At 62.9% G+C, this 17,698-nt stretch carries 17 protein-coding genes and 1 tRNA gene; 7 read left to right on the top strand and 11 right to left on the bottom strand.

Features of this window, described 5'->3' with window-relative positions:
• Positions 1-11 precede the first annotated feature (11 nt).
• Positions 12-740, top strand: coding sequence for a FadR/GntR family transcriptional regulator (locus tag A3M3_RS0117995; RefSeq protein ID WP_028267502.1), 729 nt, complete (start codon positions 12-14; stop codon positions 738-740).
• 50 nt (positions 741-790) lie between these two features.
• On the opposite strand, the gene A3M3_RS0118000 is transcribed toward A3M3_RS0117995, so the two are convergent.
• The 3 genes from A3M3_RS0118000 to A3M3_RS0118010 are packed head-to-tail and all read right to left on the bottom strand — an operon-like array spanning position 791 to position 3,560.
• Entirely contained in the window at positions 791-1,864 is a 1,074-nt protein-coding gene (locus A3M3_RS0118000; RefSeq protein WP_028267503.1) for an L-idonate 5-dehydrogenase, read from the bottom strand.
• A complete protein-coding gene (locus tag A3M3_RS0118005; protein ID WP_028267504.1) occupies positions 1,864-2,634 on the bottom strand; it encodes an SDR family oxidoreductase in 771 nt (256 codons plus the stop codon). The genes A3M3_RS0118000 and A3M3_RS0118005 overlap by 1 nt, the downstream gene beginning before the upstream one ends.
• Positions 2,635-2,648: 14 nt before the next feature.
• Entirely contained in the window at positions 2,649-3,560 is a 912-nt protein-coding gene (locus A3M3_RS0118010; protein WP_028267505.1) for an NAD(P)-dependent oxidoreductase, read from the bottom strand.
• 71 nt (positions 3,561-3,631) lie between these two features.
• On the opposite strand from A3M3_RS0118010, the gene A3M3_RS0118015 reads away from it, so the two are divergent.
• The gene (locus A3M3_RS0118015; protein WP_028267506.1) at positions 3,632-4,699 is read left to right on the top strand and encodes a D-2-hydroxyacid dehydrogenase; all 1,068 of its coding nucleotides are present in this window, start codon (positions 3,632-3,634) and stop codon (positions 4,697-4,699) included.
• A 148-nt stretch (positions 4,700-4,847) separates the two neighbouring features.
• Here A3M3_RS0118015 and A3M3_RS0118020 read toward each other — a convergent pair whose 3' ends face one another.
• The 8 genes from A3M3_RS0118020 to A3M3_RS0118055 all read right to left on the bottom strand — a co-directional run bounded on the left by A3M3_RS0118020 (position 4,848) and on the right by A3M3_RS0118055 (position 10,598).
• A complete protein-coding gene (locus tag A3M3_RS0118020) occupies positions 4,848-6,203 on the bottom strand; it encodes an MFS transporter (protein ID WP_035742009.1) in 1,356 nt (451 codons plus the stop codon).
• Positions 6,204-6,370: 167 nt separating this feature from the next.
• The gene (locus tag A3M3_RS0118025) at positions 6,371-7,168 is read right to left on the bottom strand and encodes an IclR family transcriptional regulator (protein WP_028267508.1); all 798 of its coding nucleotides are present in this window, start codon (positions 7,166-7,168) and stop codon (positions 6,371-6,373) included.
• A gap of 313 nt (positions 7,169-7,481) precedes the next feature.
• Positions 7,482-8,006, bottom strand: a complete 525-nt coding sequence (locus tag A3M3_RS0118030) for a methyltransferase family protein (protein ID WP_051423262.1) — start codon at positions 8,004-8,006, stop codon at positions 7,482-7,484.
• Positions 8,007-8,108: 102 nt separating this feature from the next.
• On the bottom strand, positions 8,109-8,324 hold the full coding sequence (locus A3M3_RS0118035) for a hypothetical protein (protein ID WP_028267510.1): 216 nt from the start codon (positions 8,322-8,324) through the stop codon (positions 8,109-8,111).
• 257 nt (positions 8,325-8,581) lie between these two features.
• Positions 8,582-8,657: transfer RNA gene (locus A3M3_RS0118040), tRNA-Val, on the bottom strand.
• Between the two features lie 56 nt (positions 8,658-8,713).
• Positions 8,714-9,670 (bottom strand): NAD-dependent protein deacetylase, encoded by a 957-nt coding sequence (locus A3M3_RS0118045; protein ID WP_028267511.1) that lies wholly within the window; start codon positions 9,668-9,670, stop codon positions 8,714-8,716.
• A 5-nt stretch (positions 9,671-9,675) separates the two neighbouring features.
• Complete coding sequence (locus tag A3M3_RS0118050) at positions 9,676-10,179, bottom strand: peroxiredoxin (protein WP_035742011.1); 504 nt, start codon at positions 10,177-10,179, stop codon at positions 9,676-9,678.
• A complete protein-coding gene (locus tag A3M3_RS0118055; protein ID WP_028267513.1) occupies positions 10,176-10,598 on the bottom strand; it encodes a DUF3052 domain-containing protein in 423 nt (140 codons plus the stop codon). The genes A3M3_RS0118050 and A3M3_RS0118055 overlap by 4 nt, the downstream gene beginning before the upstream one ends.
• 373 nt (positions 10,599-10,971) lie before the next feature.
• Here A3M3_RS0118055 and aceE point away from each other — a divergent pair, with 373 nt between their 5' ends.
• The 5 genes from aceE (at position 10,972) to A3M3_RS0118080 (ending at position 17,615) form a co-directional block, all read left to right on the top strand.
• Positions 10,972-13,755, top strand: a complete 2,784-nt coding sequence (gene aceE / locus A3M3_RS0118060; RefSeq protein ID WP_197023290.1) for a pyruvate dehydrogenase (acetyl-transferring), homodimeric type — start codon at positions 10,972-10,974, stop codon at positions 13,753-13,755.
• A 184-nt stretch (positions 13,756-13,939) separates the two neighbouring features.
• Complete coding sequence (locus A3M3_RS0118065; RefSeq protein ID WP_028267515.1) at positions 13,940-15,184, top strand: PucR family transcriptional regulator; 1,245 nt, start codon at positions 13,940-13,942, stop codon at positions 15,182-15,184.
• An 88-nt stretch (positions 15,185-15,272) separates the two neighbouring features.
• A complete protein-coding gene (locus A3M3_RS0118070) occupies positions 15,273-16,202 on the top strand; it encodes an ACP S-malonyltransferase (RefSeq protein ID WP_028267516.1) in 930 nt (309 codons plus the stop codon).
• A complete protein-coding gene (locus A3M3_RS0118075; protein ID WP_028267517.1) occupies positions 16,199-17,260 on the top strand; it encodes a beta-ketoacyl-ACP synthase III in 1,062 nt (353 codons plus the stop codon). The genes A3M3_RS0118070 and A3M3_RS0118075 overlap by 4 nt, the downstream gene beginning before the upstream one ends.
• A gap of 109 nt (positions 17,261-17,369) precedes the next feature.
• On the top strand, positions 17,370-17,615 hold the full coding sequence (locus A3M3_RS0118080) for an acyl carrier protein (RefSeq protein WP_028267518.1): 246 nt from the start codon (positions 17,370-17,372) through the stop codon (positions 17,613-17,615).
• Positions 17,616-17,698 lie beyond the last annotated feature (83 nt).

The raw sequence follows: 17,698 nt of genomic DNA on the forward strand, positions 1-17,698 counted from the left end.
TGCTTACCACTATGTCAACCAGTCTCCACTACCGCGCTGTTGAGCATCTTGGTACCCGGATCGTCGGCGGCAAGTTGCCCACGGGTCATGTCATGTTGGCCGAGCACCTGGAGGACGAGCTCAAAGTCTCACGGTCGGTGGTACGCGAGGCTGTAAGGGTACTGCAGTCATTGGGACTGGTGGAAACCATCAAGCGCGTTGGCATCCGCGTCCTTCCGGCCCATCGCTGGAACCCCTTCGATCCGTTGGTCATCCGCTGGCGGCTGGCAGGGGAAGGCCGCGGCGCACAGTTGCGTTCCCTCGCCGAACTCCGCTCCGCCGTCGAACCCGTAGCCGCGGAACTGGCTGCTGAGAACGCACCGGAGTCGCTGCGCAAGGAGCTGTTGGACATCTCGCTGGCCATGCGCGAGGCCGGCCGCGCGGGCGACATGCCCACTTTCCTCGATCTCGACATCCGTTTCCACGCGCTGGTGCTTTCCGGCTCCGGCAATGAGATGTTCGCGAACCTGATCGGCCAGGTCACCGAGACGCTCACCGGCCGGACGGTCCACGGCCTCATGCCCGAACACCCCAAGGAAGCCGCTTTGCAGTGGCACGTGGATGTGGCCCAGGGAATTAGCGACAGAGACGGCCCCAAAGCCCGCGAGGCCTCGTCCAACATCATGCGGGAGACCATCACGGACTTGGCGCCCAGCTGGGAAGGCCAGCCGCGGGTATTTGTTCCCGTCGAGCGGCACTGACGGGTGACCCGCCGGCGCCGCCCGACTGATCCGCTTGATCTACTGAACGGCTAGGCGGGCGGCTGGAAGTTCAGGAGCACTTTCCCGGATTCGGCTGAGTTCCTGGCTACTTCAAAGGCTTCCAGGCCCCGGTCCAGCGTGAACTCGTGTGTCACGACAGGATCGACGTAGAGCGAGCCGTCCGCGAGTGCGGCAATGACCTCATCGATTTCGTCGTTGAAACGGAACGAGCCGAGCAGTTCCAGCTCGCGCGTGATGGCCAGCGAAATAAAGACCGGTTGCGGACCGGAGGGCAACAACCCGACCATCACGACCTTGCCACCGCGCACGGCGCCCTTGATGGCCGATGCCAGTCCAAAGTGGCTGCCGGAGGACTCGATGACGACGTCGGCCTCCACCGCGGAGATAGCGTCCGCGTCGTCCCCCTTGAGAACTTCGTCCGCGCCCACTGCGCGGGCGATCTCAAGAGGCTTGTCGTACATGTCAACAGCGACGATCCGGCGTGCCCCGGCGCGCTTGAGGACTGCCACGGCCAACGCGCCGATCGGACCGCTTCCGATCACCAGCACAGTTTTTCCGGCCACATCACCGGCGCGGGCGACCGCGTGCCACGCCACGCTTGCCGGCTCCACAAGTGCCGCGGTGCGCAAGTCAAGCGTGGCAGGCAGGACCCGGAGCATGCGGGACGGCAGAGTGGCGTAGCGGCTGAAGGCGCCGTCGGTGTGCGGGTACCGCGCGGCACTTCCAAGGTAGGTGCAGCCCGGCGAAAGGTTGGGCCGGTCCTCCGGATACCTGGCGGCGCCCGGGGCAGGGCTTGCCGGGTGGACTGCGACGGCGGTGCCGGCCGCCGGTCCGCTGCCATCGGCGGCCTGCTGGACTACCGTGCCGACGATTTCGTGACCAAGCACCATCGGGGCCTTGAGGATTGATTCCCCCGCGGCGCCGTGGAGCCAATAGTGCAGATCCGAGCCGCAGATGCCACCGTAGGCAATCTCGACGACAGCTTGCTCCGGGGTGGGAACGACGAGGGCGATGTCCTCGATCCGGAGGTCCCCCGCGGCGTGGGCCACGACGGCGGGGGCGGACTGGGGAAGCTGAAAGCCAGCGTGCTGGATATCGCTCATTAGACGACCACCGTCATTCCGCCGTCGACGAAGATCGTCTGGCCGTTGACGAAGTTCGAAGCTTCGGAGGCGAGCCACACCGCCGGGCCGGCAAGATCGGCCACGGTCCCCCATCTGTGGGCCGGCGTCCGGCCGAGGATCCAAGAGTTGAAGTCGGGATCGTCTACGAGGTTCTGGGTCATTTCGGTGTGGATGTAACCCGGAGCGATACCGTTGATCTGGAGGCCGGAGGCCGCCCATTCGGCGGTCATGGCGCGGGTCAGGTTGCGCAAGCCACCCTTCGCGGCAACGTAGGGAGCGATCGTGGGGCGCGCCAGGTCAGTCTGTACGGAGCAGATGTTGATGATCTTGCCGCGGCCTCGCGGGATCATGTGGCGGGCCGCTTCACGTCCCACGAGGAAGGCGCTCGTCAGGTCGGTAGTGATGACCCGGTCCCAATCCTTCACATCAAGGTCCAGCATGGGGACGCGGTGTTGGATGCCCGCATTGTTGACCAGGATATCGAGCGGGCCAACGTTCTCCTCGACCCAGGCCACGCCCCGGGCTGCCGCGGAATCGCTGGTGACATCGAACGCGCAGCTGTGGATGCGACCGGGTCCGAAGTCCGCCGCCATGGCGGCTGCAGCGTCCTTGAGCCGTTCGGTGTTGATGCCGTTGAGGACGACGGTGGCACCGGCGTCGGCCAGTCCGCGGGCCAACGCGTTGCCGATGCCGCGGCTGGATCCGGTGACGAGCGCCACACGCCCGGTGAGATCAAAGAGTCCACTCATGGTTGTTTCCTTAACTAGTTCAGGGGGCTTGGGGCGGAGTGGCTGAGATTCGCTATGGCCTGACGGACGACGGCGAGATCCTGGTCACCAAGGCCTTGATCGATCAGTTCGCGGTAAAGTTCGACGCCGGCGGTTGCCATCGGGACCGCGGTCCCGGCCGCCTCCGCGCTTTCGAGGACGAACGTGAGGTCCTTGTGCATGAATTTCGCGGGACCTGTGGGAGCGTAATCCTTGGCCGCCAGGCGTGGGCCGACGATCTCCAAGACCCGGCTTCCGGCAAGGCCGCCGGCCAGGACGTCGAACAGGGAAGATACATCCATGCCCGAGCGCTCGGCGAGTTCGGCGGCTTCCGCAAGCGCCGCCGTCGTGGTCCCGACGATGAGCTGGTTGCAGGCCTTTGCCAGCGAACCGGCGCCCAAGTCGCCCATGCGGCGGACGGTGGTGCCCATGGCTCGAAGCACTGGAAGCAAGCGCTGGAAGTGCTCTTCCCCGGCTCCGACCATGATGGCCAGGGTCCCGTCCTGCGCACCTTTGGTGCCCCCGCTGACCGGTGCATCGACGACGACGGCGTTCCCGCCGCTTGCGCTGTGGACCGTCCGCCCGAAGTCCTGGACGGCCGTCGGGGACACACTGCTCATGACTACGAGGGTGGTTCCCGGAAGCGGCGCCTCCAAACGCCAGGAATCGAGCAGCGGCGCGGCGGCATCCTGGATGTAGGAGAGATCGGGCAGCATGAAGATGATGACGGCTTGGTCCCGGAGCCCGGCAACCGACTCCGAGCGCTTGCCGTCGAGCTTCTCCAACTCTGCGAGCGCGCCAGCCGAGCGGTTCCACGCAGTTACCTCCCAGCCGTTGGCTAGTAGATTTGCTGCCATGGGGAAGCCCATGAGCCCGAGTCCCACAAACCCTACGGTCTTGGCGGTCATCTTTCGCTTGCACCTCACTTCTTTGTGGTTCATCTTTCAAAAACTGTTCAATATCCTAGCCGCAATTCAGTATGATGAACACCATGACGACTGATGAACTCACCATCGCGATCGCAGTCCCGCTCGAGACCGAGCATGTGGAGCGTATCCGTGCAGTAGATCCGAGCATCACAGTGCTCTACGAACCCGAGCTGCTTCCGCCGGAACGCTTCCCGGCCGACCACTCCGGAGACCCGGACTTCAAACGCACCCCGGAGCAGGAGGAGCGCTACTGGTCGATGCTGAACAAGGCGCAGGTCCTCTACGGCTTCCCCAACGAGAATCCGGCCGGCCTGGCCCGCATCGCCAAGAGCAACCCCCACCTGCAGTGGATCCACGCCATGGCTGCAGGCGCCGGTGGCGCAGTGAAAGCGTCCGGCCTTGACAGCGAAACCTTGCAGAAGTTCAAGGTCACCACCTCCGCAGGCGTGCACGCGCTTCCGCTCGCCGAGTTTGCGGCCCTGGGCATCCTCAACGGATTCAAGCGCAGCGCGGAACTCGCACAAGACCAAGCCGCCAAGGTCTGGCCCGAGCTACGCACCCCCACCAAGCTGGTGAACGGCTCCCGGCTGGTCATCACGGGACTCGGCGAAATCGGCCTCGAAACCGCCCGCATCGCCCGCGCACTCGGCATGAAGGTGAGCGGAACCAAGCGGAACATCGAAGCCATCGAGGGGATCAACGAGGTAGTGGACAACCAAGGCCTGGCCGGACTCCTGGCCTCCGCCGATGCCGTCGTCAACACCTTGCCCGGGACGCCATACACCGAGAAGCTCTTCAACCACGAGATCTTCTCGGCCATGAAGCCCGGTACCGTTCTTGTCAACGTCGGACGCGGAACCGTCATTGATGAGGAGGCACTCCTCGAAGCGCTGAACAACGGCCAGGTGTCCTACGCATGCCTGGACGTCTTCGCCGTCGAGCCGCTCCCCCAGGACAGCCCGCTGTGGAACCACCCGAAGGTCATGGTCTCTCCCCACACCTCGGCACTCAGCGCCGCCGAAAACCGCCTCATCGCCGAGCGCTTCGTCAGCAACCTGCGGACGTTCCTCGACGGCGGAGAGCTCCCCCACCTCGTGGACACAGTGCACTTCTACTAAACCGCCCCCATCAGTCCACCTTCGCGGCTCCTCCGGTTCATTCCGGCGGGGCCGCTTTGCTGTGTGGCGCCGTTGACGACAAAGCGGCGGCCTCCTCCGGAATCGGAAGAGGCCGCCGCTGCTTGCGTACGTCGGGTACGGGTGGTGCCTACTTGGCGTCCTCCAGGGACAGAAGGTCGCGGCCGGCCGTTTCCGGAGTGAAGAACGTGGTGATGTATGAGATCAGCGCCAGGACCAGCGAGTAAACCGCGAGAACTACCCACGAGTTTCCCGTTGCGGCAAGAAAGGCGGCACCGATCAGGGGAACGAACCCGCCGGCGAAGACAGCCGATATTTCACGGCTCAGAGCGACACCCGTGAAGCGGTACTGCGAACCGAACAATTCCGGCAGCAGCGGGCACTGCGGGCCGAGCATGGACTGCACGCCAAGGGCGATACCGACCACCATGACGGCCCACACGAGCGTGACATTGCCAAGAGTGACGAGGTAGAACGCCGGGATGGCGAAGATGGCCTGGAACAGGGCCCCGTAGCGATATACCTTCACTCGGCCAATGCGGTCGGACAAGGCGCCGAAGGTAACCACCATGACGGCCGCGAAACCTGCTGCGATCAGGAGGCCCACCGGTCCGATGAACTTGTCGCCCGGGAAGACACCTTCCTTGACGGAAATGAAGGAGATGAGCAGCGTCGAATAGATCGAGGAGTTGCCGTTCTCGCCCATGCGGAGGCCAATGCCAATCAGCACGTTCTTCTTTGAGTGCCTCAACAGCTCGCCAACGGGGTTCTTCACCACGTTCTTGTGCTTCTCCAGCTCCTGGAACACAGGAGTTTCCTTCAACCGGAGACGGATGAAGACCGCCACGATGATCAGGACGATGCTGCCAAGGAACGGCACGCGCCACAGCCAGCCTTCGAGCACGCTCTTGTTGGCCATTCCGATCAGAGCGAAAGTACCTGCGCCAAGAAGGGTTCCGAGCTGGATACCGACGAAAGGCAGCGAAGCGAAGTAGCCGCGACGCTTGGGCGGAGCAACTTCGGAGATCAGGGTCGTTGCTCCTGCCTGCTCGGCTCCCGCGCCGAGGCCCTGGACGATACGCAGCGTCACGAGCAGCACGGCACCAAGCAGGCCGGCCTGATCGAAGGTCGGCAACAGGCCGATCGCGAAGCTGGCGAAGCCCATCATGCCGATGGTCAGCAGGAGGACCATCTTGCGGCCGAAACGGTCGCCGATGTATCCGAAGACGATTCCGCCGAAGGGCCGGGCCGCGAATCCAACTCCATAGGTAGCGAACGAGGCGATCAACGCGCCGCTTTCGCCCAAGGGCTTGAAGAACAGCGGTCCGAAGATCAGGGCCGAGGCCAGACCATAGATGTAGAAGTCGTAGTACTCCAGGGCGGATCCTACGGAACTGGCAAGAGTTGCCCTTCGCAGCTGTTCCGGCTCGACTACGGCGCCGTCCATATCAGCAAGCTTTGTCTTAGTACGAGTTGTCACAAGCACTCCCTCAAGAACACTCCAGACCCCCGTTGGCCTGGCGAGATAGCGTCAGCCACCTATGGCGTGAATCACTATAGTGAACAGAGTACAGCAGAATGAACAGGTTGCAAGTGCTGTAATCAGATTTATCTGCGGGTTACCAAAGAGTGACTCCCGCGCACCAAAAGTTTTTAGCCCATGGGGTTGCCCAGCGAGTGGGCGAGCTCCTTGAGCTCCTTGACCATCAAGGCGGCTTGCTCTTCGGAAAAGGTGGCCTTCAATGCAGTCACCGAGAGACCGAGGCTGGGGCCGTGTGCCCCGTGGGTAGGCACGGGCACGGCGAGGCACACCACGCCTAGGGTCGATTCCTCGTCCTCCAGGGCATAGCCCTGCTTGCGGATCGCAGCCACTTGGGCCTTGAGCTCAGCGGCACTCCGGAGAGACTTCGGGGTCATGACAGGGAGCTCCACGTCGTCCGGGAACATCTCCTCGATGTCATGGTCGTGAAGTTGGGCCAGAAGCACTTTGCCGACCGCACTCAGCGAAAGGGGCATTTTGTCGCCGATGTTCGAGGTGAGCCGGACGGCCGGGTGCCCCTCGTACCGTGCAAGGTAGATGATGTGATCGCCGTCGATCATCGCGATTCGCACGGTTTCACCGGACAATGTTGGGGCCTGCTCGCAGAACTTGTAGAACTCTTGCACCTCATCGAGGCGGCTGAGGTAGGCCGCACCGAGTTCAACCAGTTTCCTGCCGAGCGAAAAGTCGGCACCTTCGCGCGTGATGAGCCGGGCTTCCTCGAGGGCCAGCAACAGATTTGAGGTGGAAGACTTCGGAATCCCAAGTTCCCTCGAAAGGTCGCTAAGCGTCAGGCGCCCCGAAGGAGCCGCAGCCAAGGCATCCATGACCGCTGCTGCGCGGGTCACAGCCGGCGCCGGCGAGGAGCTCCCCAATCCTTCGGCGGAACGTGAGGTGCGGGAATCGGCCATGATTCTCCTTCGCAATCGAGCGCCTGGCGCAGAGTGGGCGTGTGCCAGACGGAAATGCCGCCCTGAGGCGGCCGAACTCCGATTCACGGCAATCACGCTTGTTCAATCCACTGAACAAATACCATCATAGTGGCTGACTGCTGGCGGGAGTCGCGACGGAGGCCGAACCTCTTCCTTTCCTTATCCAGAAATTCTCTGTATATTCATTTATGAGCTCTCCACCGCGGCATCCCCCAATAGTCGCGGTGGAGAGCTCTTCCAATTCCCCGCTCTTCCAATTCCCCACGCGCCGCTACCCCGGTTGCACGCGCCGCTAATTCGGTAGCCACGGAGTGGGTCGTGGCAACCAGCGCGGGACGTTGGCGCGGTACTCCTCGTACTCGGCGCCAAACTTGCGTTCCAGTGTCGGTTCCTCGTGCAACCTGACGAATGCCACCACGGGAACGGCTCCCAAGGCCGCCAGGCCAAACAGCTTCGGCTCTCCGAATAGCAAGCCCTGTCCGACGACCGCGGCCCCGATGGCTACATAGATGGGGTTCCGCACGTATCTGTAGAACCCGCCGACCACAAGGTTCTTCGGCGGAGCAAAGGGCGCCGGGGTACCCATTCCCTCGAGGGCAAACCGCACAAACGAATTGGTGATCACCGCCGCGCCGGCGCCGATCAGCAGGACACCCGCACATTGGGCGGGTAATCCGCCCGGCACGGGCTCGTGCACTTTCCACCGCGTCACCACCCACGGCAGCAAACCTGCAACGGTTGCGGGGGCGGCGGCGAACACTGCCGTGCCGATGACCGCCAACCTCTTGGCACGGGCTGAATCACTGGGCGCCGTCATGCTGACCATTCTGGACCGCCCAACGGCCCGGGACAACCACCAGCCCCGAATACTGACCTGATAAGAGGTGTCGAGTTCCTTAGCGCCCGGTTTCGGGACGGTTCAGGCCTGGATCCCGTGTTCGGCGTACTCATCGATGCGGACCGCGACTCCTGGAGTGATCAACAGGTGGACCCGGTCACCGCTCTGGTTTTTGATAACAACGAACGAGGGATCCCTCGCCTCCAGCGCGTAATGGATGGTCTCCTTGAGGATCGTAAGGTCCTCGTGATCGTGCAGCCGGATTTCGTCTCCGCCGTAAAAGAGTTTGTGGCCCATATGTCTTCCCCATCTCCAGTGCGCTGTCCAGCGCGTTGTGTGACAACTCGAATCTTACAGATTCGGATCCAAAGTCCGGTGGGGTGCGGCAACTCGGGGTCATAAGACAGGACGTGTGTAAGGGAGGGGCTTTCCCAGTGTTGGCGGGCTGACGCGCCCGGGAATTGCACACCTTTGTCCTAAAACCCACAATCGATCTCGGACGCAAAAGAAAGAGTCCCTGAAGTGCTATTCGCAGTTCAGGGACTCTTTCTACGTGGTGGGTCCTACCGGGATCGAACCGATGACATCCACGGTGTAAACGTGGCGCTCTACCAGCTGAGCTAAAGACCCAAAGACTGATTTCAGCGCCTTCGGCGCTTCAACCAACGAACATGTACTCTACCGGATCAATCGCCCGGAACACCAATCGGCTGCTGAGGAGCCAACAGCTCGGGAAGTTCAGCAGCGAGCCAGGCCAAGGCGCCGCTGACCCCTGCTTCCATCTTGAGGCTCGCGAACTCGTCGCCGCGTGTGGGTCCACGGTTGATGATGACTACAGGCTTGCCGAGCTTGGCGGCGTGCCTGACAAACCTCAGCCCGCTCATCACCGTCAAGGAAGAACCCGCAACCAGCAAAGCCCCGGCGTCATCCACCATCGAATAGGCGCGTTGCACCCGATCCTTGGGGACATTTTCACCGAAGTACACAAAATCGGGCTTGAGCGTCCCTCCACACACGGGACAAACAGCGACGACGAATGATCGAATAATTTGGGGATCCTCCACCGCGGCATCGGCGTCAGGCGCCATCTCCACGACGCCCGACGCTTGGGCGGCCTCCAGGAACCCGGGATTGATCTCCTCAAGGATCGACGCGAGGAGGCTTCGGGTGAAGACATGCCCCCCGCCCAAGCAGATTACGCGATCGTAGCGACCGTGCAGGTCCACCACATTGGCGCTGCCGGCGGCCTCGTGCAGACGGTCCACATTCTGAGTGATGAGTCCCGTAAGCAGGCCCCGCCGTTCAAGGAGTGCGACGGCGGCGTGCCCGGCATTCGGGTCCGCATGCCGGAGATGCGACCATCCAAGGTGGTTCCTTGCCCAGTACCGGCGCCGGTTCGCAGCGCTTCCTGTGAACTCCTGGAAGGTCATGGGATTCCGGGGTGCGGCCCCCGGGCCCCGGTAATCGGGGATTCCGGAGTCAGTGCTCAGGCCGGCTCCGGTCAGAACGGCAAACCGCTTACCACCGAGAATCCCGGCGGCCCGCCGGAGGACGTCGAGTTCCTGCCGATCCAACTCAGTAGTCGAGGCCGACGGCAGAACAGCGAAGCCGGTCATTCCGACGCCCGGCCGTTGGGCGCTCATCGGCGCTAGGCCTGTCCCAGGGCGGACAATGCCTCACGATACTCCGTAAGGTCCCGTGCTTGGCCGCGCGGATTGACGACCACATAACGGAGGATGCCTGCGGCATCAATAATGAAAGTGCCCCGTAACGACATGCCCGTAGCGGCATCGAAAACGCCATATTTCTCAGCAACCGCCCCGTGCGGCCAGAAGTCGGCCAGGAGATCGAACTCGTAGCCTTCCTTGTCCGCATAGGCCCTCAAGGCGAACTTGCTGTCCACTGAGATCCCCAGGACCGTGGCGTTGGCGTGTTCGAAAATACCAAGATTGTCGCGAATCTCACACAGTTCCCCCGTGCAGATACCGGAGAAGGCGAAGGGGTAGAAGACCACCACCACATTGCGGCCGCGAAGACTGGACAGGCGGATTGGCTCCCCGAATTGGTTCACTAGCTCAAAATCCGGGGCTTCCTGGCCTACGGCAGGAACTCCAGGATGCAGCCCGACAGAGTTCAACTTGGTATGCGTCATTTGTTCGTCTTACGCGCTACAAGCCTCGTGGCGCTCCAGTCCTTGGAGACGCCTGCTGAGGTTGTGCAATGCAAGCCAGCAGTGGGAGCAGCGTCCTGGATATCTGACGGGGAAACATAGTTATCGCGGCCGGATTTCGGGGTCAACACCCACACCACGCCGCCTTCACCCAGCGTGGTCAATGAATCCACGAGGGCGTCGACAAGGTCCCCGTCGCCGTCGCGCCACCAGAAAATAACCGCATCCACTACCTCGTGATCGTCTTCGTCAAGCAGTTCGGAACCCGTGAGTTCCTCAATGTCATCACGCAAATCGAAATCGACATCATCGTCGTAACCGAGTTCCTGAATTAGATCCCCATCTTTGAAACCCAATCTTTCCGCCACATTTACCGATGTGGCGGCGTCGGCCTCGCTCACGTTTCCTCCTCTTGAAGTGATTTCGATTACTACAAGCCAACACCCTTTGGGCGTGTGCTTCAAGCCATTGTCCCCCGTTCCACCATATTCCGCGCCCCGGCCAAGCCCAAGCCTGGTTACCGCTGCGCCTGCATACGATGTAACAGCTTGAGTGTGACATACAACGCCTTCGCGGCAGCGCGGCTACGCATCGCGGCTCCTACAAAGCTACAGTGGCCAGTGAAGACTTTGGCTGCAGGGCAACCGCCCGCCGCGATAGCGCAGCTTGAGCTCAAGAGAACCTGTCCGGCGCACATGACCGGACTGTTGTAACCGATATGTCGCACACGCCGCGTTCATGACGGGCAGTTACCCTGCCGGACCTGAGGCGACGATGAATGCGCCAAAAGAGAGGTTGGACGTGGCTGCAGGAGAAGAGACCTCACACATCCTTAGCGGGTTGACTTCCCAGCTGCCTGATCGTGATCCGGAAGAGACTGCCGAGTGGGTTGAGTCTTTGGATGCGTTGATCAGGGAGCAGGGCACGGAGCGGGCGCAGTTCATCATGCGTAGCCTGCTTCAGCGGGCGGGTTCGCAGTCGGTCGGGGTACCGATGGTCACGACGACTGATTACGTGAACACGATCCCGGCGGACCAGGAACCGCAGTTCCCGGGCAACGAGGAATTCGAGCGACGGTACCGGGCGTACATGCGCTGGAACGCGGCCGTGATGGTGCACCGGGCGCAGCGGGCCGATATCGGGGTCGGCGGGCATATCTCGACCTATGCCGGTGCCGCGACCTTGTACGAGGTCGGTTTCAATCATTTCTTCCGCGGCAAGGACCACCCCGGCGGCGGAGACCAGGTCTTCTTCCAGGGACACGCGTCCCCGGGCATGTACGCCCGGGCGTTCATGGAAGGCCGGCTCACGGAAGAGGACCTGAACGGGTTCCGGCAGGAAAAGTCCAAACAAGGCCATGCCCTTTCCTCGTACCCGCACCCGCGCCTGATGCCCGCGTTCTGGGAATTCCCCACCGTGTCCATGGGGATCGGCCCGATGAACGCGATCTACCAGGCCCAGTCCAACCGCTACCTGCACGACCGCGGCCTGAAAGACACCAGTGACCAGCAGGTCTGGGCGTTCCTGGGCGACGGGGAAATGGACGAGCCCGAGTCCCGCGGCCTGCTCCAGCTCGCCGCGAACGAGAACCTGGACAACCTGAACTTCGTGATCAACTGCAACCTCCAGCGCCTGGACGGACCGGTCCGGGGCAACGGGAAGATCATGCAGGAACTGGAAGCATTCTTCCGCGGCGCGGGCTGGAACGTGATCAAGGTCGTCTGGGGCCGGGAATGGGATGCCCTCCTGGCCAAGGACACCGACGGGTCCCTGGTGAAGATCATGAACGAAACCGTCGACGGGGACTACCAGACCTACAAGGCCGAGTCCGGCGGGTTCGTCCGCGAACACTTCTTCGGCAAGACCCCGGCCACCAAGGACATGGTCGCGGACCTGGACGACGAACAGATCTGGAACCTCAAACGCGGCGGCCACGACTACCGCAAGGTCTACGCCGCGTACAAGGCCGCGACCGAATTCAAGGGCAAACCCACCGTGATCCTGGCCAAGACCGTCAAGGGCTACGGACTCGGACCCCACTTCGAAGGCCGCAACGCGACCCACCAGATGAAGAAACTCACCATGGAAGACCTCAAAGCCTTCCGGGACCACCTGCGCATCCCCATCACCGACGAACAACTCGACACCGACCTCTACCGGCCCCCGTACTACCACCCCGGCCCCGACGCCCCGGAAATCCGGTACATGATGGAACGCCGCGCCGCCCTGGGCGGGCCCGTGCCCGAACGCCGCCACACCCACACCCCCGTCACCCTGCCCGAGGCCACCTCCTACGACGTCGCCAAACGCGGNTCCGGCAAACAACAAGCCGCCACCACCATGGCCTTCGTGAGGCTCCTGAAAGACCTCATGCGGGACAAGAACTTCGGGAAACGCTTCGTCCCGGTCGTCCCGGACGAATCACGCACCTTCGGCATGGACGCGTTCTTCCCCACCGCGAAAATCTACAACCCCAAGGGCCAGAACTACCTCTCCGTGGACCGGGACCTCGTCCTGGCCTACAAGGAATCCCCCATGGGACAACTCATCCACCCCGGCATCAACGAAGCCGGCGCCGTCGCCGCGTTCACCGCCGCCGGCACCGCCTACGCCACCCACGGCGAACCCCTCGTGCCGATCTACGTGTTCTACTCCATGTTCGGCTTCCAACGCACCGGCGACGCCTTCTGGGCCGCCGCGGACCAAATGACCCGCGGCTTCATCATCGGCGCCACCGCAGGACGGACCACCCTCACCGGCGAAGGACTCCAACACGCCGACGGCCACTCCCCCATCCTGGCCTCCACCAACCCCGCCGTCCGCACCTACGACCCCGCCTACGGCTACGAAATCGGCCACATCATCCGCCACGGACTCGAAACCATGTACGGACCGGACTCCCAAGACCGCAACCTCATGTACTACCTCACCGTCTACAACGAACCCATCAACCAACCCGCGGAACCGGAAAACCTCGACACCGAAGGCCTCCTCAAAGGCATCTACCTCCTCTCCCCCGCGGAACCAACACAACAACACAACAACCGGCCCCGCGCCCACATCCTGGCCTCCGGCGTCTCCGTCCCCTGGGCCATCGAAGCCCAACACATCCTCGCCACCGACTGGGCAGTCTCAGCCGACGTCTGGTCCGTGACCTCCTGGAACGAACTCCGACGCGACGGACTCGCCGCCGAAGAACACGCCTTCCTGAACCCCGGCGAAGAACCCCGCACCCCCTTCCTGGCCCAACAACTCGCCAACGCCACCGGACCCGTCATCGCCGTCACCGACTACATGAAAGCCGTCCCCGACCAAATCCGCCAATTCATCCCCAACGAATTCGCCTCCCTCGGCGCCGACGGCTTCGGCTTCTCCGACACCCGCCAAGCCGCCCGCCGCTACTTCAAAAACGACACCCACTCCATCGTCACCAAAACCCTCCAACTCCTCGCCGCCAGAGGCGAAGTCGACCCGAGCGCGCCGGCCCAGGCAATCGAGAAGTACCGTCTTCTCGACGTCAACGCCGGCACCACCGGCGGGGCAGGCGGCGAAAGCTAAGCATCCAGCGAAGCCAGCAACATCCCGACGGCGGTCCACACCGAAAGGTGCGGACCGCCGTCGGGCTTTAACAATCACCGCACAGCAACCCGGCAGCGGCCCGGCTTTCGCGTGACGCACGCCAAACGCAGTTGTAGCCTTCGCACAAATGGAGCTTGTGGATGATGGGCCGTATGCTCAAGGCATGGCAGAGCCGATTCACACCCCCGTCAAACGCAAAGCGGCTGCGCGCGTGGTATCACCGGAAAAGGCGGAGACCCTCAAGCGGCTCCGCGCCAATGTGGGGCAACTTTCCACCACCACTATGCGCAAGCTTGAGAAATCGCTGCCGTGGTACAGCCGGTTGAGCTCCGACGAACGTTCCGCCTTGGGCCTTGTTGCCCAAAACGGAATCGCGGCTTTCGTGACGTGGTATGAACGGCCCAGCTCGCCGTCGTGGATCCTGACCGACGTCTTCGGCAATGCCCCGACCGAGCTGACCCGTTCCATCAGCCTGCAAAAGGCCCTTCAGCTGATAAGGATTGTCGTCGAAGTCGTGGAAGACCAGGTCCCAGTGATCGCGCCTGAACCCGATCAGCCCTCCTTGCGCGAAGCGGTCCTGCGCTATTCGCGCGAGGTGGCATTCGCCGCTGCGGACGTCTATGCCCGCGCCGCGGAGTCCCGCGGTTCCTGGGACACCCGGCTCGAAGCCCTGATCGTGGACGCCATCCTCCGTGGCGAGAACACCGATGCCCTTCGCTCCCGCATCGCCGCCCTCGGATGGAAGGCCCAGGAGCGCTTCACGGTGATGGTGGGAAATTCGCCGTCGGAACCCAGCGCGAGCTATGTGAGCGAGTTGCGGCGGACCGCCGGACGCTACGCGGAAGACGCATTGGTCGGTATCCAGGGTGACCGGCTCATCCTGATTCTGGGTGGTGTGCAAGACCGCGACACCGCATATCTGAAGCTGAGCGAACTTTTCGCCCCCGGCGCCGTGGTCTACGGTCCGGAGGCCGGCTCCCTGCTGGAAGCAAGCAGCTCAGCCCAAGCCGCGTTCGCGGGTCTCACGGCGGCGAAGGCCTGGCCCTCGGCGCCGCGACCGGTAGCCGCTGACGACCTGCTTCCGGAACGCGTCGCCTCAGGCGACGACGCCGCGCGCCGCTCCCTCATCAAGAACATCTACCGGCCGCTTCTGGCCGCATCCAACGGGCTCATCGAAACGCTCAGCACTTACTTGGAGCTCGGCCATTCCCTCGAAGCGACCGCCCGCGAGCTGTTCGTCCATGCAAACACCGTGCGGTATCGTCTCAAGCGCGTCTGCGACGTCACAGGGTGGGATCCGCTCCTGCCCCGAGAGGCTTTTGTGCTCCAAACTGCTCTGGTTGTGGGCAGGCTTTCGGCTCAGCCGAAGGCGTCGTCGGAGCGTCACGGTACCCGCTCCGCGGGGTGAACCGTTGTAGACTTCCTACAAACTGACCCAGTGAGCTTGGTGTAAGCAAACACCGCTGGTTCACGCGGCAATTTGGAAAGCTGGTTAAGTGCTTGCAATCGTCTGCCCTGGACAGGGCTCCCAGACCCCTGGATTTTTGGCCCCTTGGCTGGAGCTCCCTTCCGTAGAAGGCCATCTGGCCTCCCTGAGCGAAATCGCAGGCATCGACCTCAAAGCCCACGGCACCACCTCCGATGAAGAAACCATCAAGGACACCGCCATTGCGCAACCCTTGATCGTCGCCGCAGGGCTTGTCGCAGCGAAGTCGTTGTTCGACGTCGACCTCAACACCCTTCCGGTCGTCCTCGCCGGACACTCGGTCGGTGAGATCACGGCTTCGGCACTTGCCGGCGTCCTCAGCGAAGACGAAGCCATGACGTTCGTCCGCGAGCGTGCCAACCACATGGCCGCCGCTGCCGCCGTCACACCTACGGGCATGAGTGCTGTCGTCGGCGGTGATCCGGTCGAGGTCCTTGCCGCCATCGAGGCTGCCGGAGCGACCCCCGCAAACGTCAACGGTGCGGGCCAGACCGTCGCCGCAGGCACCTTCGAACAACTCAAAGCACTGGCTGACAACCCGCCGGCCAAGGCCAGGGTCATCCCGCTGAAGGTCGCCGGAGCATTCCACACCTCCCACATGGCTCCGGCCGTGAGCGCACTGGAAGCACTCCGTCCTTCGCTGAAGCCGCAGGCTCCCACTGTCCCCTTGCTTTCGAACTTCGACGGCCAGGAAGTAACGGACGGCGGCGCCGCCGTCGAGAGCCTGATTGCCCAGGTCTCACGGCCCGTGCGTTGGGACCTCTGCATGGAGACTCTGGTCCAGCGCGGCGTCACCGGACTCATCGAACTGGCGCCGGCCGGCACCTTGGCGGGACTTGCCAAGCGCGGCATGCCGGGCGTCAAAACCGTCGCCGTCAAGACACCGGATGACTTGTCCGCGGCACTCGCACTCTTCGCGGAACTGGAGGGAGAATCATGAGCGCCCCCGTACTCAAGCAAGCACCAACCAATGAATACTCGCGCATCGTCGGCATCGGGGTATACCGCCCGGACATCATCGTCACAAACGATGACGTTTGCCAATGGATCGATTCCTCGGACGAATGGATACGCCAGCGCACCGGCATCGTGACCCGCCACCGGGCCGCCGCCGGTGTCAGCGTCATCGACATGGCCGAGGGAGCTGCCCGCGAGGCACTCAAGCACGCCGGCATCGAGGCATCCCAGCTAGGCGCCGTCATTGTCTCCACCGTCACGCACCCGTATGCCACGCCATCCGCGGCAGCTGCACTCACCGACCGCTTGGGCGCCACCCCGGCACCGGCGTATGACATCTCCGCGGCATGCGCAGGTTACTGCTACGGTATTGCGCAGGGCGACGCCTTGGTCCGCTCGGGTGCGGCTGAATACGTCTTGGTGATCGGCGCCGAAAAGCTCTCGGACGTCATCGACAACCACGAACGCACCATTTCCTTCCTTCTCGGCGACGGTGCCGGAGCCGTCATTATCGGCCCTTCCGAGACCCCTGGCATCGGACCCTCCGTCTGGGGATCCGATGGCAGCAAATGGAACGCGATCGGCATGACGCATTCCCTCGACGAGGTCCGCAAGCTGGGCGAGACTGCCCGCCATTCAGACGAGTCGGACGATCAGGCCATCATTTCGGCCGCGCAGGATGTTTGGCCGACGCTCCGCCAAGACGGCCAGACAGTCTTCCGCTGGGCAGTCTGGGAAATGGCGAAGGTGGCCCAGCAGGCACTGGACGCTGCCGGGATTGAAGCCTCGGACCTAGCTGCCTTCATCCCCCATCAGGCGAACATGCGCATCGTGGATGAAATGGTCAAGAAACTCAAGCTCCCCGAGACAGTGGTGGTTGCACGCGATATCGCTGACGCCGGAAACACCTCCGCCGCTTCCATTCCGTTGGCCACGCACCGTCTCCTGCAGGAGAACCCCGGGCTCAGCGGCGGCCTGGCCTTGCAGATCGGCTTCGGTGCCGGCTTGGTCTTTGGTGCCCAGGTAGTGGTTCTTCCGTAATTCGGATCGCTTCGACCTGCTAATTGAATAGTGCTTTGAAACCCAAGCCGTATCCGCGGTTTGCCCCCATTTCCGGCAGCAGCCGGCACAACAAGAAAAGGAGCCAACAATGGCTAGCAACGAAGAAATCCTGGCCGGCCTGGCTGAAATCGTGAACGAAGAGACCGGCCTCGCCACCGAAGCCGTCGAGCTCGACAAGTCCTTCACCGAGGACCTGGACATCGACTCAATCTCCATGATGACCATCGTCGTCAACGCTGAAGAGAAGTTCGGCGTTCGCATCCCGGACGAAGAGGTCAAGAACCTGAAGACCGTCGGCGACGCCGTCAACTTCATCTCGAACGCACAGGCCTAGCCTGGCCTCAACTGTGCCGGACTTCGGGTGCGAGCTGTTGCATCCGAAGCCCGGCACAGGTGCTTTATGTCCCAAAGTTTTCT

This window comes from Arthrobacter sp. MA-N2 (genome assembly GCF_000517125.1).
Classification (GTDB): Bacteria; Actinomycetota; Actinomycetes; order Actinomycetales; family Micrococcaceae; genus Arthrobacter; species Arthrobacter methylotrophus.